Here is a 15,288-nt window from a genome sequence, read left to right as displayed (position 1 = left end):
CCTCCGCCCGGTTTCGAGACCTGAACTCCGGCCCGGGCCTGTGTCGACGTCGGCCACGGCCACTCGCCGACGTCGACACCCGCCCTGACTCGTGGTCAGAAGTCGTCGACGTTCACCGTCACGCGGTGCTCGCTCGACCTCCAGTTCGGCACGGTGATCAGGTCGAGCCCGCCGCCGCGCGGGTCGACGGCGATCGAGACGAGGCCGAGGTGCGCCGGCGCGGCCGGGATGAAGACGTCCATGCCGGTCATGAAGGTCTGGCTGAAGAACTCCGGCAGGGGAGCGGTCAGGTCGGTGACCCGGTCACTGCCGTCGTCGAAGGCGAAGATGCCGATCGTCCGCTTGGCGCGCGGCGAGTTCGCGGCGTTCAGCACCTCACGGCCGTTGATCCACAGCTTGTCGCCGGCGTCGCCCTGGTCGCCCCACCACTCCTTCTGCCGCTGGATGGTCAGCGCCGTGTGCCGGTCGCTGGTGTCGATCAGCGCGCTGAGCCCCTCGCCGGGCCGGCTGGTGAGCAGCCGCACGAACGCGTCGGAGCGCAGGAACGGCTGGAAGTAGAAGTGGTGCGTCGCCGCGCCCGTACGCACGATCGCGAACTCGTACCGCGCGGTGGCGAGCACCGGGATCGGACCGAACGAGCCGTCGCCGGTCAGCGGCAGCCGGTGTGCGGGGCGGTTGGTGAGCCGACGACCGGTCAGGGCGCTGACCGGGTAGATCTCCAGGGTCGCGCCGGTGACGCCGACGTTGCTCGGAAAGAGCACGGCGCGGCCGGAGACCCGAGCGGTGCCGAGCAGCTGCGGAACGATCCGGGTGGTACGCGGCTCCCGACCTCGGAAGAACCGGAAGATCTCGCGGAACGACTCCGCCGAGGAGACCGTCTGGGTGTGGGACTGGTCCGGGAGGTACACGTTGGTCGCACCGGCGATCGTTCTGGCCGGGTCGCCCTCACCCCAGATCGCGAGGGTGGGCACTCCGCCCGGCGGAGACGTCGCGGTGCGCCCGTCCAGGTTGACGTAGTGCGCGACCCGGTCGGCGCGCGCCGGCGAGCTGCTGAGGTACCCCTGCAGAACGAAGGTGCCGAGGGAGTGCGCGAGCAGGTCCACCTTGTCCGCGCCGCTGGCGGCGAGCAGGCGGCTGATCCGCGCGTCCAGCTCCGCGTAGATCTGCGGCAGGATCGCGGCGACGTTCGGTGAGTCGTACTCCTGCGCCTCGATCAGGTCGATCGGGTAGCCGTTGCTGGCCAGCCGCTTGGCCTGGGTCTGGAACTGCGACGCCGATCCGGCGCTGCCGTGCACGAAGACCACGGGACGGTACGAAGCCCCGGCGGCTGCCCCGGCGGCGGGTGGGCTGGTGGTGACGGTGAGCCCGGCCGCGACCGCGATCCCGGTGAGCAGGGCGAGCATCCGTCGGCGGAGAGTGTGCATCGATCCTCCATCGAGGGACGAGGTTTTTGCACTGCAAGCGCAAGTATCGTGCCAGACGGCGGCGGACCCGCCAACCCTTTCGTCGGGCGCGGCCGATGGCGGAGGATGACGGAGCAGGCGAGGCCGCGACGCCGTCCCGACCCGTGACGGCAGCCGGCCGCGATCCCTCCGGAGAGGACCAGCGCACGTGACCAGCCTCAACCCGCCCATCCCGCGCTTCCACCTGGCCATGCCCGTCGACGACCTCGACGCCGCCCGTCACTTCTACGGAAAGATCATCGGATGTGAGCAGGGGCGCAGCTCCGAAAGCTGGATCGACTGGAACCTGCGCGGCCACCAGTTCGTCACCCACCTCGCCCCCCGGCGCACGACGGCGGCGCACAACGAGGTCGACGGCCACGACGTGCCCATCCCGCACTTCGGCCTGCTGCTGAGCATCCCCGAATTCCACGACCTCGCCGAGCGGCTGCGCGCCGCCGGCACGACCTTCGTCATCGAGCCCTACCTGCGCTTCGCCGGACGCCCCGGCGAGCAGTGGACGATGTTCCTCCACGACCCCGCCGGCAACGCCCTGGAGTTCAAGGCGTTCGCCGACGACTCCCAGGTGTTCGCCTCCTGAACCGCCGCCCACCCGAACGCCACGGCCCGGACCGGCCGGTGCCGCGGTCCGTCTCAGCGGGGAGTCAGGACCAGGCTGACCGTCCGGTTGCGGGCCTCCCGCTCGAAGGGCCGCTCCGACTGCTCCGCGGACCTCATCGCGAACGCCGTCAACGGCAGCCCGCTCGCCGCGGCGAGTTCCCGTGCGGCGTCCTCGGCCCGGCTCAACGCCGTTCCGGAACCGCCGCTCGTCCGCCCACCCGGAACCGGCACGCTGTGTCCGACGACGGTGATCGACGCGTCGAGCCCGTCCAGCCGACGGCCGACCCTCTCGAGCAGCGCGGCCCCGTCGGCGGTCAGCCGAGTGTCCTCGATGAACAGGCCCTCCCGGAAGTAGACCTCGACGGCGCCCGGCCCGCGCTTCACGATGACCCCGGGCACGGTGAGCCGCCGGCTGATCACGTCGAGCCGAGCGGTCAGCCGCTCGGCGGCGGTGGAGCGCTCGGCCTCCACCTGCGCCAACCGGCGGGCCAGCTCCTCCGCGCGTCGCCGCTCCTCGTCGGCCGCGTCGGACGGCGACGCAGTGGCGGCAGCGGGTGCGGTCGCCACCGGCCGGGGCGGGTCGTCGCCGGCCACGGCGACGGCCGCGCCGGCCACGGCGGCCACGGCCAGCACCCCGCCCGCCACCGCCACCCGCGTGGGTTGGGCGACCGGCCGGGGCCGGAGCTGCCCGGCCGTGATCCCGGCGAGGACCCGCCGCCCCTCGGCGGCGCCGGCATGCTCCGGGTCGCCGGCCTGCACCCGCGCCCAGTACTCGTCGGCGTCGCGCCAGCGGCCCTGCTGCGCGCGGATCCGGGCGAGCAGGTCGAAGACCGCCACGTCCTCGGTCTCCAACCCGGCGAGCACCTCGGCGGCGGCGTCCAGTTCGCCACGGCGGGCCGCCGCCGCGGCCCGGCTCACCGCCAGGTCGGTGTCGATGGCCGGCCCGCTCATCGGAGAGTCAATCCGATGATCTTGTTCTGCTCGCCGTCCGGGAGCAGCCGGACCAGTCGGCTGTTGACCGCGTCGAGGGCCCGCTCGTCGTTGGCGGCCAGCGCCTCCCGACCCTCCTGCACCAGCCTCGCCGCCTCGCCGGCCGGCTGCATCCGGTGCTGCTGCTCGCCGAGCCAGTAGAAGACCTGTACCGACCAGCCGGGCTGGCGGCGCTGCAGGTCGATGAGGTAGCCGGTCACCCGGTCGATCTCCGCCCGGATCCGCGCCGAGCTGCCGCTGGCGATGGCGTCCTCCGCGCGCCGCTCCAACTCGGCGTGCTCCTGACGGTCGGCCTGCTGCCCCGCCCGGGCGGCCAGGTCGGCCGCCTCGGCGAGCAGCTCACGCAGCTCCTGGACCATCGCGGGCCGGTCGGCGGCCTCCTCGATGTCGTCCAGCTGCGCCTGCACCTCACGCAACCGGTCCTCAGCGGTCGCCGCGGCGCCGGTGTCCACGGCGGCGGCACGCACCTGTTCCCGCGCGGTGGTCAGAGTGCCCTCCGCCGAGAGCTGGTCCAGTCGGTCGCGCACCTCCGGGGTCTGCGCGGCGTGCGACTGGCGCAGGGTGTCCACCCGGCCCTCGACCTCGCCGAGGGTCTTCACGAGGTCGTCCGCCTTCGGCGCGCGTACGTCGTCGAGGTTGATCTCCGCGTCGAACTGGGTCTGGATGAGCGGCACGTCCGCCACGACGGTGATGAGGTTGGAGGCGTCCACCTCGAAGGTGACCTCGACCTCGGTGCCGGCCGGCAGGTCGATCCGCAGGTCCACCGGGCGGATCTCCAGCATGCCGACCTGCCGGTTGCGGTCGGCGCGGTTGCGCTCGCCCTGCACGACGGGGATGCGGACCAGGGCCTCGCCGTCCGACCGCCGCAGCGCGGCCGCGGTGCGGAACACCTCCCGCGCCCGCGCCGGCAGGGTCGCCCCCTTGCGCAGCAGCGGCGCGAAGGCCCGGTCGGCCAGCTGGATGCCGAGCGAGTGGGTGAGGCGGGCGCCGCCGAACTCCACCTCCCGGTGGGTGATCGTCAACGAGTCGGGGACCACCTTCCGCGGCACACCGGCCCGGTCGGTGAGCTCGATGCGGAAATGGGACACCTTGTGCTCGTCGATGTCGACCTCGGCCATGAACGCGCCCGCGGCGTTCACCGCGATCCGGCCGCTGCGGAACGGGGGCTGGCCGCCCGGATTGCTGAGAACGACACCGAAGCCCGTGAAGTCCACCTCCGAGGAGGCGTGCAACCGCCCGGCGACCGTCGGGGTCGTCGTGGTCACGCTCGGCTCGTAGGCGAGTTCGAGCCCGAACTCGTCCGCCGCCGGCTGGAACGACGGCGGGTCGGGGTGCCGGACCGTACTGGCGAAGATCGCGGCTCCGCGGGCGACCACGGTCGTCGGGTCGAGGCTGGTGTCCAGCGTGATGCCGAGGCCGTCCCGAGGATCTGCCAGCCGCTCACGGAGGCCGGGGGAGAGGGTCACGCCACCCACGAGTAGCAGCTTGTCGATGTCGTCCGGGCGCAGCCCGCCGTCGGCCAGCGCCTGCCGGCAGAGGTTGACGGCCCGCGCGTAGAACGGCTCGGCGATGCGGTCGAGCTCGCCGCGCCGCAGCGTGTACTCGAACGTCTCGGTCTCGCCGTCGCCCACCGTCAGCTCGACCATCAGCTCGACCGCGTCCCGGCGCGAGAGCTGGATCTTGCCGTCCTCGGCGGCGCCCTTCAGCTTGGCGAAGTTACCCCGCCACGCCGGGTTGTCCCGGCGGAAGTCGGTCAGCCCGAGGGCCTCCGCGGCCGCCGGTGCGAGGACCCGCTCGACAACCGCCCAGTCGATCAGCTTGCCGCCCAGGTAGGGGTCGCCGGCATGGTTGAGCACCCGCAGGTCGCCGTCGCGCTTGCTCACCACCGCGGCGTCGAAGGTCCCGCCGCCGAAGTCGAAGACCATCCAGTAGGCCCGATCGTCGGCGTCGTGGAAGCCGTACGCGAACGCGGCAGCGGTGGGCTCCTGCACCAGCGGGCACGCGGCGCTGAACCCCGCCAGGGTGGCCGCCTCCAGGGTCGCCTTGTTCTGGTTCAGCGAGAAGGCCGCCGGCACGGTGATCACCGCGGCGTCCGGCGGGCTGCCGGCGTGGTGCGCCGCGTCGGCCCGCAGCGACTTCAGCACCTCCGCGGAGAGCTGCGGCGGAGTGAGCCGCGACCCGCCCTTGACGAAGTCCTTGCCGGCGTCGGCCAGCCCCATCTCGAGCTTGAACTCCGAGGTCGCGTTGTCGGGGTCGCTCTCCACCCGCTCGCGCGCCTTCCGGCCGACGTGCACCGTGCCGGGCTTCGGAATCCACACCGCCGACGGCGTGATGTCCCAGCCGTCGTTGTTCTTGATGACCGCGACGGCGCCATCCTCTTCGACCATCGCGATCGCGCTGTTGGTGGTGCCGAGGTCTATGCCGAAGTCGATGGTGTCACGCATTGTCGTTCCCTCCGTCGGGGGATTGGCTGGGGGTACCGACGATCACCTGTCCCATCTGGACCAGGCGGCCGTGCAGGTAGACCGAGGGCCGCACCGTCTCGAGGACGGTCTCGGCGGTGAGGGCCGGGTTCTCCTGATAGACGAGCACCTCGAGCGCCCGGCCGGGGTTGAAGGCGTCACCGTCGTGATCCTGAAGGACCAGTCCCGCGTCGGCCAGCGCCTCCGAGCAGGTGCGCAGGTATCGCGCGGCCTGACGGTCGCGGGGGCTGGGGCGTTCACCCGGCGGGGTCAGCTTGCGCTCCGCCCGCCACAGGTTCGTCGCGGCCGTCGCGAGCGCCGTCTCGTCGGGCTGCGCGGGCGTGACCGCCACCGGCTCGTCGGGCGCGGCCTGCGCCACCGGATCCGGTGGCGGCGTCGGCGTGGCCGCCTGCGCCTGGGCCAGCAGCGCCTCGATCTGGCGGCACTGCTGCTCCGTCCAGACCGGCGCGGAGATCCGGAACGCCGGATGGTGCCGACGCTGACGCAGCTCCTCGCGCAGCCGAACCAGCCGGGTCACAACGTCACCCCCCGGCGCCACAGGGTAAGCATGGGCAGGTAACGCGCCCGGAGATCCGGTGACAAGTTCACCGCCTCCTCCATCAGGTCAGCGGCGCGATCGAGTTGCCCCGCGCGCCGGGACAGTTCCAGGGCCTCCTCGGCCAGTAGCCGGGCCCGTGCGCTCGGCGGAGGCGGCTCCACGACGCCGCCGTCCGGCTTCCCGGCCCGGTCGACGCGCTGCCGCCGCTTGCGCAGCTCGTCGGCGAGAACGCCCGCCGACGCGAGCCGATCACCCGTCGTCACCTCCAGCGTCGCCAGCACGATCCGGTCGAGCTCGGCGTCCACCCCCGGGTTGTAGCGGCTCGGCGGCAGCGGCCCGCGCGCGAACCGGCTCGGCGAGTACGAGGAGAGCGGGCCACCGTCGTCGTACGGCAGGCGGTTGGTGAGCAACAGGTAGGCGATCGTGCCGACGGACCAGACGTCGCTGGCCCGGGAGTACCCCTCCCGGCGCAGCACCTCCGGCGCCATGAAGGCGAACGTCCCCTGGGCGCTGGCGAGCATCGTGAACGGGTCGGCCCGCTTGGCGAGGCCGAAGTCGCTGACGCGCAGCCGCATGCCGCTGCCGTCGTACCCCACGAGGATGTTCGCCGGGGTGAGATCCCGGTGCAGGATCGGCGGGTCCTGCTCGTGCGCGGCGGTCAGGCCCGCGGCGATCTGCTCGACGACCTCGACGACGAGCTCGACGGGGGCGGTGGGGGAGTGCGCGCGGGCCAGCCGCTCCAAGCTGCCCCCGGCGACGTACTCCATCGTGAAGAAGCCACGGACGCCCCGTGCCGTGCGCACCGTCCCGGCGTCGAAGACGCGGACGATGTTCGGGTGGCCGAGCGTGGAGAGCAGCCGCGCCTCCTCCAGCAACGTGCGGGTCTCCTCCAGCGACGCGACCCGCTTGAAGACCTTCATCGCCTGCCAGCCCAGGTACTCGTGCCGTACCCGGTGCACCTCGGCGAACGCTCCCTCGCCGAGCATCCGGTCCACGACCAGCGTCTCCGTCACCCGGTCACCGTTGTCGAGCAGCGTCATCGGCCGTCTCCCGCCTCGTCGGCCGGGTGGACGTTGAGCCGGTAGCCGATGCCCGTGATGGTCTCCAGGAGGCGCGGCGCGGACGGGTCCGCCTCGATGCTGCGGCGCACCGCGCGCACCACGCCGGCCAGGTCGGCGCGGGTGTAGGAGCGGCTCGGCGGCCACTCCTCGGCCGAACCCCAGAGCGCGGTGATCAGCTCCTCGTGCCCGCACGCGACGGCGGCGCCGTTGCTGCTGCGCCCGACCATGTACCGCAGTAACTGGTGGCCCTGCGGACGCAGCCCACTCACCGCGGTCTCGCCGTCCGAGTCGCAGCGGTACGCCCGCGCCTCCACCCAGTCGTAGCGCAGGCTGGGGCCGCGTACGGGCACCGCCGGCGGTGGCTCGAACGGTGCGGGCTGGGTGGTGTGCGGGTCGAGCAGGGTCAGCTCCCAGTACAGCGGCTCACCCTCGGGTGACATGTCGCCGAGGACCAGCAGCGTGTCGCCGTGCCGTAGGCGGCGGCGCCCGACCAGACGTTCGGTGCGTCCGCCGAGCGTACGCAGCAGGGTGCCGTTGACGCTCGCGTTGTCGGTCACCGACCACCCGCCGTCGACCACGTCCAACGTGCAGTGCAGCCGCCCCACCCAGCGCTGCGGATCCGGTTCGAGATTCACGTCGGGGGTGTGGTCCGGCGCGGTACGGCCGACCGTGATCGGGCCGTCCGCCAGCTGCAGGCCCGTGACCCTGCCCTCGAGTGAGCGCACTCGCAACGTCACCCCACGGGTCGTCGGCGCGGCGCTCACTGCCAGATCCCACCGCTGAAGGGCTGGTAGTCCACCCGGTGGCCCAGGCAGGCCACGTAGTTCGGCGGAATCGGCTCGTCCCACCACGGCGGCCAGGCGGCGGTCACCATGTACCCGTCAGGCATCTGCGACGAGTTCGCCACACTGCTGCACGCGGCCTTCGCGCTCACCGCCACCGCGGCCTCGTCCGGCCACGGCCCGGTCACCGGCGGATAGCCGAGGATCTGCGCCCAGTGCGGCCGGTCGCAGGTCACGATCGGCATTTTCACATCCCACTGGCCGGACGGCTGTGCGAGCTCGATGCAGGCGCCGAGCGGAGGGTTCCCGAGACGGCCGTCCCGCGACGTCAGCGGCATCAGCGCGGCCAGTTGGGCGTCCGTCGAGCTCGCCGCGGCGACCTGGCCGTCCCACCGGGTGTCGTTGCTGCGGCGTGCCGCGCAGGTCGCGTAGTTCGCCTCCGGGTTCTGGGCCTCCCAGTCGGTCTGCTCGGGATAGATCACCTCGGGGTCGTAGGTGTGCGCGGGCAGGCTGAACTGCGCCAGCTTCTTCGCGCACAGGTACGTGGCCAGCTGGGACAGCGCCTCGACGCCCGGGTACTCCTCAGCCTCCACCGCCAGCGGCACATAGGCCACCACCTCGGCCCAGTGCTCCTGCGAGCAGTCCACGAGACCCACGGCGGAGTCGCCGTCGCGCCAGTCGTCCGCGTCGGCGACGCAGGCGACCGCCGTCGGGTTGTCGCTGATGCTCCGGCCGTGGACGTCGACCCGCCGGCCGTCGTCAGGGTTGTTGAGGAAGTGGTACAGCACGTAGATGACGAGCAGCAGCGCGCAGACGGCCACCGCGCGGAGGATCTTGCGACGCCGGCCCTGGCGCTCGTACGCGGGCCGCTGGGCGGGCCGGTAGCTGAACTCGCCGGCGTTGAGCTCCGCCAGCATCCCCCGGACCACGGTGGTCATGGCCTCGTCGTCCGACTGGCTGAGGATGTTGCGCAGGAACTGCAGGGCGGCGTACCGCCCGTGAGTCCGCTGCAGCAGGTAGACCCGGGCCCGGAACTCCTGGATCGCCCGCTCCTCGCCGAGGAAACCCTCGCGGTTCTCGTCGATCCTGCGGACCGTCTCCGGGTCGGTCGCGAGCGACTCCGCCTCGTCCAGCCACGTCTGCACGTCGCCCTCGTACCGCCCGACCTTGCCCTGCTTGGCGACCGCGCAGTTGTTCAGGGCAACCGCGATCCGGTTGCGCGCGGTGGAGGTACGGCGATGCCGATCGACCGGGGCGAGCCCTTCGAGGCGGGCGAGGGCGGGAAGGGCCTCCGCGTGCAGCCTCGCCACCGTGCCCTCGATGTCACCGGACTCGAGGAGCCGGTGCAGCTCACCCATGATCGTCTCGAGCTTCTCGTACTGCGGACCGGCGGCCTCCTCGATGAGCCGATCCCGGTCACGCTCCGGAACGGGCCAGTCCGCGAGGCTCTTTCGCAGCGGAGCGGGGTAGTCCGCGGTGGCGGCCAGCTGCAGCAGCGGCGCAACCAGCACACCCGGCAGCTCGGCACGCAGCGACTCCACCACCGAGGCGTCGAGCTGCCGGTCGTCGAGCCGCTCGACGCGGTGGTGCAGGTGGCGCCAGAACGTCGCCGACCGCAGGGTCTTCGTCCAGGCCGACGCCGCCGCGGCCCACCGGTCGTCCACCCGACCATCCATGGCCAGAGCCAGGACGTCAGCCGCAGCCATGTCGAGCACCTCGGCGTGGGCCTGCACCGCGCGATCGTGTTCGGCGTGTGTCGTGGACGGGCACTCGCAGCCGTTCGGCGCGCCCCAGGTGCCGAAGACCTCGTGCACCAGGCGACGTCGAGGGTCACCGAGCAGGACGTCGAACGCTCCCCGCAGCTGCTCCGGGCTGACCGACGAACCCAACCCGTCGACGTCCGCGCCGACCTTGAGCGCCGCCGCCAGCCGCTGCTGCCGGCGGCGGGCTGTGGGTCGGTCCACGTCGACCGGCAGGCCTGTCACCCGGAAGGCGTTACGCCGGTAGAGCTCCGGCCCGGCGACCTCACGCAGACCCGTCAGCACCGCCTCATCCACGTCGGCTCCCCAGGACGACATCACGCATGGCAAAGATCGGTTTACCCGATCCGAACGTAGCCCTCTCAGTGGACCTTGACGATGCTCGGCACGCCGACGGCGCCATGAACATTAGCCACAATGGACGGCTTCGGGAGCCCCGTCCGGGCGTGTCGTGCTCCGCCATCGCCCCGCTCGGTCCAGCGCCGGGGCGATGTACCGAGTCTGCCGGGAAGGGGTCGCTCCGAGCCACGGAAAACAGTTGGAATTCAGATGGGCGTCGCCGCGTCCGCCGGCCCGCCGCCGACCGGGGAGCCGGTCGACGGCGGGCCGGCGGGGGAGCGCCGGGAGGACCGGCTACGGCGTCGCCAGCCCGAGGCCGATGGTCCTGGTCAACGTGGCCTCGTCGTCGTCGCCGTCCAACGACCAGATCATCGCTCCGGCGAGACCGGAGCGGCGGATGTAGAGCATCTTCTGCAGGACGACCGCCGGATCGTCGTACGTCCAGAACGTCGTGCCGTCGAAGAGCCAGGCGTGCCCACCGCGAAGATCACGGTGCAGGGTGTAGCCGCTGCCCGGCAGGGTCTTGAGCCGCCGGTAATCCTCGAACCCCGCCTCGAAGGTCGCCGGCGCGGGCCCCGCCGCGGGCTGGAACAGACCGTCCCCGCCCCCGGTGACACCGGTCCAGCCCCGACCGAAGTACGGCACGCCCAGGACCAGCTTCCCGCGCGGCGCGCCCCGGGCGATCCAACCGTCGATCGCGACCTCCGCGGAGAAGTCCGGGTCGTCCGGCGCGCCTGTCGGCACGCGCAGCGCCGAGTGCTGGTTCGTCACCGGGTCCCATCCGCCGTGGAAGTCGTACCCCTGCACGGTGGCGAAGTCCAGGTAGCGGAAGATCTTGCGTCCCTCGTAACCGGCGTCCATCGTGGCGGGGTTGGCCGGCAGGAAGGCCGTCAGCTCGTGGTGCTTGCGGGTCGTCCGGCCGTAGGCGTCCAACTGCCGGCGGAACTCGGCGAGCAGCTTGGTGAAGTTCTCCCGGTCCTCCGGGCGGATGACGTTGCCCGGCTCGCCCGGCCAGTTCGGCCACTCCCAGTCCAGGTCGATTCCATCGAAGACGCCTGCGGCCGCACCCGGTCCGCCGCTGCCCCCGTCGAGGATCGGCAGGTTGCCCTTGAGGTAGAGGTCTATGCAGGAGGCCACGAACGCCTTGCGGGAGGCGTCGGTGCGAGCGGCGTTCGAGAAGTACGTCGACCAACTCCAGCCACCCAGCGAGATCAGCACCTTCAGGCCGGGGTGGCGGGCCTTCAGCTTCGCCAACTGGCCGAAGTTGCCGTTGAGCGGTTCACCCCAGGCGTCCGCCACGCCGTCGACGCTCTCCTCGGCCGGGACGGGGCGCTGGTAGTCGGCCCACGCGTCGCCCTCACCCGGCCCGCCGTCGACGTAGCAGCGGCCGTCCTCGCTCACGTTCCCGAAGGCGTAGTTGATGTGGGTCAGGCGGCTCGCGGCCCCCGAGGATTCGAGCTTGCCGACCGTGTAGCCCCGGTCGTAGATCCCCCACTGGGTGAAGTAACCCACCCGGAGGTAACCGGAACGGTCGTGGTTCTTTCCGCCCGCGCTCGCGGCGGTCGGTGGGCCGGCGGTGATCACCATGGTCGCCAGGGCGACGAGGGCGGTGAGACGGAATGTTCGCATGGCACTCCCAAAGGATTGCGCGAAATTAGTAAAGAGCCCTTCCTGATCGATGAAGTTAAACGGATCACACTCTGCGGTCAAGCATTGACACCGAGCACTCGCCGGCGATGCCGATCAGTGGCGGCGCCAGCGGATCGGCAGCCGCTTCACCCCACGCTGGAAGTTCGACCGCAGGTAGGCGGGCTCGCCCGCGTACGAGACGCCGGCCGTACGCGCCAGTAACGCCTCCAGCAGTGCGCGGAGCTGGCACCGGGCGAGCCGCGCGCCGAGACAGAAGTGCGGTCCGTGGCCGAACGCGAGATGCGGATTCGGGTGCCGCGTCACGTCGAGCCGGTCCGGCTCGGCGAACACCCGCTCGTCGCGGTTGGCGGAGGTGAACGAGACGACCACCTTCTCGCCGGCCCGCACCGGCGTGCCGGCGATGGTGGTGTCCACGGTGGCGGTACGCCGGAACACCATCACCGGCGTCCACCAGCGCAGCAGCTCGTCGACGGCGGTGTCGAAGAGCGCCGGCTCCCGACGCAGCCGCGCCAGCTGCGCGGGATGCTCCAGCAGGGCGATCATCGCCCCCGGCAGGCCGTTGCGGACCGTCTCGTTCCCGGCCACGGCGAAGAGCCAGAACATGTTCTCGAACTCCTCCGTCGAGAGCCGCTCCTCGCCCCGCTGCGCCAGCAGGACGGACATCACGTCCCGCCCCGGAGTGCGGCGCTTCGACTCGGCCAGCAGATGCGCGTACGCGTAGAGGTCGGCCATTCCGGCTCGGCTGCGCGGATCCGGCATCAGGCCGTCGGGGCCCGGCGCCGGCCGCTGCCGTAACGCCTCGCGCGCCGCCTCGGTGCCGGTCCGCGCGTCGAACGCGGCCGACACCGCGTAGTCCGGATCCTGGAACCCGATCACCCGGTTGGACCAGTCGTAGAGCAACCAGCGGTCGGCCTCGGGCACCCCGAGCACGTCCGCGAGCGTGAGCAGCGGCAGGTCGGCGGCGAGGTCACGGGCGAAGTCGAATACCCCCTCGTCCGCGTCGCCGAGCACGCGGTCGACGAGCATCGCCGCGTTCGCGCGGATCGACGCCTCCAGCGCGGCGACCGCGCGCGGAGTGAACGAACGGGCCACCGGCCGACGCAGCCGCCCGTGCTCCGGCGGGTCCAGGTTGAGCATCATCCGCCGGACGTAACCGAGGTCCTCCGCACTGGACGGATCACGGACCTGGGTGGCGCCGAGCCAGGACGAGAAGAGCTCCGGCTGCCGGAGCACGTCGGTCACGTCGGCGTGCCGGAGCACCAGCCAGAAGCCCGGTCCACCGGGCAGCCCGAGCAGTGGCGGCTCCTCGACCCACACCACCGGGCTGGTCGCGCGCAGCGCGGCGAGCAGTTCGTGCGGAACGCCGTCGACGTAGGTGCGGGGATCGACCAGCGGAGTCGGGTCGAGCCTCACCGTCCGAGGAAGTCCTCGACCACGGTGGCCAACCGCACCGGCGCCTCGTACATCGCGTAGTGCCCGGCGTCGGGGAGCACCTCGAGCCGGGCGTTGGGGTAGTGGCGCATCCAGGTCTCGCGCATGGTGTCGGCGCCGAGCGCCGGATCCTGCGCGCCGACGACGGCGAGCGCCGGCACCGGATTGCCCTTCACCTCGTCGGTGAAGTCGGTACGCGCCCAGGCGGTGAGGTAGGCGCCGAACGCCTCGCGGTCGGAGTTCTCGACGGAGAAGCGGACCATCTCGTCGAGCCACCGGCCGGAGAGCCGGTTGCCGGTGGTGAGGTCGATGATGGCGCGCCGGTTGTCCGGGTTGGCGGCCGCCCCGTCGAAGAGCGTCCAGCTCTGCAGGTCGAACGGCACCCCGCCGGCGGGGACCGGGCTGATGCCGACGAGGCGCTCCACCCGCCCCGGCGCGTCGGCGAGCACCCGCTGGGCCGCGCTGCCGCCCATGGAGTGCCCGACCACGGAGAAGCTGCTCCAGCCCAGTGAGTCGGCCAGGTCGATCGCGTCGCGGGAGATCTCGGCGATGCTGTGGTCACCGGCTACGTCGGTGCGGTCGCCGTACCCGCGGTAGTCCAGGAACGCCCAGGTGAAGCGGTCGCCGTCGATCAGCTCCGGCAGCCGGCCCCAGCCGCGGGCGGAGCCGAACCAGCCGTGCAGGGCGAGCACCCGCCGCGGCCCATGCCCGACGCTCATGTGGTTGATCGTCATGACGACCCCTTCCGCTGCTGCGGCGCTCCGACGGGACCCGGCGCACGTGGAAGCGACCGTAGTGCCCGCGGCAACCGAGCGGAAGGGAGCGGTCGCCGGCTGTACAGATTTCCGCTGTCGAGACGCCGGTGTGGACCCGGGCGGGCGGTCGCCGAGGTCCACACCGGTCCGGCCGGGATTGACCCGCCCGGGTGGCGGCTCATCCGTCGCGCGGCGGGCGCCGCGCGACGGCGAGGGTTACGCCTGGTTGGCGGCCGGGATCCGGACGGGGCCGAAGCTCTCCTGGATCCAGTTCGGGTACGCCGGCTGCGGACGGCTCACCGCGTCGAGCTCGGCGAGGTCCTGCTCGGTCAGCGTCAGGTCGGCGGCGGCCAGGTTGTCGGTGAGCTGGTCCAACCGGCGGGCGCCGATGATGACGCTGGTGATCGCCCGCTGGGCGAGCACCCACGCGACCGCGGCCCGGGCCGGGCTCACCTCGTGCCGGGCCGCGACGGCGCGCAGCACGTCGACGATCTGGTGGCCCTTCTCCTCGTCGAACTGGACGAAGTCACCACCGACCTGGCTGCGCCGGGAGATCTCCGCGCTGTCGGTGCTGCCCGGCTTGAACTTGCCGGAGAGGAAGCCACCGGCGAGCGGGCTCCACACCGTGAGGCTCACTCCCTCGTCCTCGGCCATCGGTACCAGGTCGCGTTCGGCGTCGCGGGAGACGAGCGAGTAGTGGATCTGGTTGGCGACGAACCGGGCCCGGTCCTGCCGCGCGGAGATGCCCAGGGCCTTGCTCACCTGCCAGGCCGCGAGGTTGGAGCTGGCGATGTAGCGGACCTTGCCCTGGCGTACCGCGTCGTCGAGGGCGGCGAGCGTCTCCTCCATCGGCGTCAGGTGGTCGTAGTTGTGGATGTGGTAGACGTCGATGTAGTCGGTCTGCAGCCGGCGCAGGCTGTCCTCCAGCGCCCGCATCACGTGCAGGCGGGTGAGGCCCTGGTCGTTGGGGCCGGGGCCGACCGGGGCGAGGAGCTTGGTGGCGAGCACGACGTCACGCCGGCGCTGCTTGATCGCCCGGCCGACCATCTCCTCGCTCTCGCCGTCGGCATAGACGTCGGCCGTGTCGATGAAGTTCACCCCGGCGTCGAGGGCCACGCCGAGCATCTTGTCGAGATCTTCCTGCCCGAGCGCGCCGATCTTGCCGAACACCGGGTGTCCGGCGCCGCCGAACGTCATCGTCCCGAGCGAGATCTCGGAGACCCAGACGCCCGTCCGCCCCAAAAGCCGATACTTCACCTATAGCTCCAATTGGTCGTATTCTGCCGCGCGGAGATGCCAGCATGCCGTGCGCCGGGCTGCGCGGACACAGTGTCGGACACCTTGTCCGGCAGAAATGCTACACGCGGTCGAAGCCGGCTTCCGAAACGGAAAAAAAGTCCGACACCATGGAAACTACCCGGATCTGGCCAAACCGG

The 15,288-nt window shown here is 71.9% G+C and carries 12 protein-coding genes; 1 reads left to right on the top strand and 11 read right to left on the bottom strand.

Annotation, left to right across the window (positions count from 1 at the left end; translation table 11 throughout):
* Positions 1 to 95: 95 nt before the first annotated feature.
* Positions 96 to 1,424: an alpha/beta hydrolase gene (locus tag D7044_RS02545; RefSeq protein WP_120687823.1), complete on the bottom strand. Its 1,329-nt coding sequence runs from the start codon at positions 1,422 to 1,424 to the stop codon at positions 96 to 98.
* A 187-nt stretch (positions 1,425 to 1,611) separates the two neighbouring features.
* On the opposite strand from D7044_RS02545, the gene D7044_RS02540 reads away from it, so the two are divergent.
* Complete coding sequence (locus tag D7044_RS02540; protein WP_120687822.1) at positions 1,612 to 2,043, top strand: VOC family protein; 432 nt, start codon at positions 1,612 to 1,614, stop codon at positions 2,041 to 2,043.
* Positions 2,044 to 2,096: 53 nt separating this feature from the next.
* Here D7044_RS02540 and D7044_RS02535 read toward each other — a convergent pair whose 3' ends face one another.
* The 10 genes from D7044_RS02535 to D7044_RS02490 all read right to left on the bottom strand — a co-directional run bounded on the left by D7044_RS02535 (position 2,097) and on the right by D7044_RS02490 (position 15,109).
* Entirely contained in the window at positions 2,097 to 3,014 is a 918-nt protein-coding gene (locus tag D7044_RS02535; RefSeq protein ID WP_120687821.1) for a hypothetical protein, read from the bottom strand.
* A complete protein-coding gene (locus D7044_RS02530; protein ID WP_120687820.1) occupies positions 3,011 to 5,497 on the bottom strand; it encodes an Hsp70 family protein in 2,487 nt (828 codons plus the stop codon). Before D7044_RS02530 ends, D7044_RS02535 begins: the two co-directional genes overlap by 4 nt.
* Entirely contained in the window at positions 5,490 to 6,053 is a 564-nt protein-coding gene (locus D7044_RS02525) for a hypothetical protein (RefSeq protein WP_120687819.1), read from the bottom strand. Before D7044_RS02525 ends, D7044_RS02530 begins: the two co-directional genes overlap by 8 nt.
* Positions 6,050 to 7,114, bottom strand: a complete 1,065-nt coding sequence (locus D7044_RS02520; RefSeq protein ID WP_120676025.1) for a serine/threonine-protein kinase — start codon at positions 7,112 to 7,114, stop codon at positions 6,050 to 6,052. The genes D7044_RS02525 and D7044_RS02520 overlap by 4 nt, the downstream gene beginning before the upstream one ends.
* A complete protein-coding gene (locus D7044_RS02515; protein ID WP_147434566.1) occupies positions 7,111 to 7,899 on the bottom strand; it encodes an FHA domain-containing protein in 789 nt (262 codons plus the stop codon). Before D7044_RS02515 ends, D7044_RS02520 begins: the two co-directional genes overlap by 4 nt.
* Positions 7,896 to 9,974: a septum formation family protein gene (locus D7044_RS02510; RefSeq protein WP_147434565.1), complete on the bottom strand. Its 2,079-nt coding sequence runs from the start codon at positions 9,972 to 9,974 to the stop codon at positions 7,896 to 7,898. The genes D7044_RS02515 and D7044_RS02510 overlap by 4 nt, the downstream gene beginning before the upstream one ends.
* 336 nt (positions 9,975 to 10,310) lie before the next feature.
* Positions 10,311 to 11,645 (bottom strand): glycoside hydrolase family 18 protein, encoded by a 1,335-nt coding sequence (locus tag D7044_RS02505; protein ID WP_120687816.1) that lies wholly within the window; start codon positions 11,643 to 11,645, stop codon positions 10,311 to 10,313.
* Between the two features lie 114 nt (positions 11,646 to 11,759).
* Entirely contained in the window at positions 11,760 to 13,079 is a 1,320-nt protein-coding gene (locus D7044_RS02500; protein ID WP_233564839.1) for a cytochrome P450, read from the bottom strand.
* Positions 13,076 to 13,831 carry an alpha/beta fold hydrolase gene (locus D7044_RS02495; protein ID WP_120687815.1) on the bottom strand — a complete coding sequence of 252 codons (756 nt, stop codon included), beginning with the start codon at positions 13,829 to 13,831 and terminating at the stop codon, positions 13,076 to 13,078. The genes D7044_RS02500 and D7044_RS02495 overlap by 4 nt, the downstream gene beginning before the upstream one ends.
* A 237-nt stretch (positions 13,832 to 14,068) precedes the next feature.
* Positions 14,069 to 15,109 (bottom strand): aldo/keto reductase, encoded by a 1,041-nt coding sequence (locus tag D7044_RS02490; RefSeq protein ID WP_120687814.1) that lies wholly within the window; start codon positions 15,107 to 15,109, stop codon positions 14,069 to 14,071.
* Positions 15,110 to 15,288: the final 179 nt, after the last annotated feature.

The sequence above is a fragment of the Micromonospora musae genome (assembly GCF_003626635.1).
Classification (GTDB): Bacteria; Actinomycetota; Actinomycetes; order Mycobacteriales; family Micromonosporaceae; genus Micromonospora; species Micromonospora musae.
This window is presented reverse-complemented; position numbering and strand designations above follow the sequence as displayed.

Excerpts from the sequence above, each read along its gene's own strand:
- D7044_RS02495 (WP_120687815.1), bottom strand. The coding sequence starts at position 13,831 with ATGACGATCAACCACATGAGCGTCGGGCATGGGCCGCGGCGGGTGCTC.
- D7044_RS02530 (WP_120687820.1), bottom strand. The coding sequence starts at position 5,497 with ATGCGTGACACCATCGACTTCGGCATAGACCTCGGCACCACCAACAGC.
- D7044_RS02535 (WP_120687821.1), bottom strand. The coding sequence starts at position 3,014 with ATGAGCGGGCCGGCCATCGACACCGACCTGGCGGTGAGCCGGGCCGCG.
- D7044_RS02505 (WP_120687816.1), bottom strand. The coding sequence starts at position 11,645 with ATGCGAACATTCCGTCTCACCGCCCTCGTCGCCCTGGCGACCATGGTG.
- D7044_RS02520 (WP_120676025.1), bottom strand. The coding sequence starts at position 7,114 with ATGACGCTGCTCGACAACGGTGACCGGGTGACGGAGACGCTGGTCGTG.
- D7044_RS02545 (WP_120687823.1), bottom strand. The coding sequence starts at position 1,424 with ATGCACACTCTCCGCCGACGGATGCTCGCCCTGCTCACCGGGATCGCG.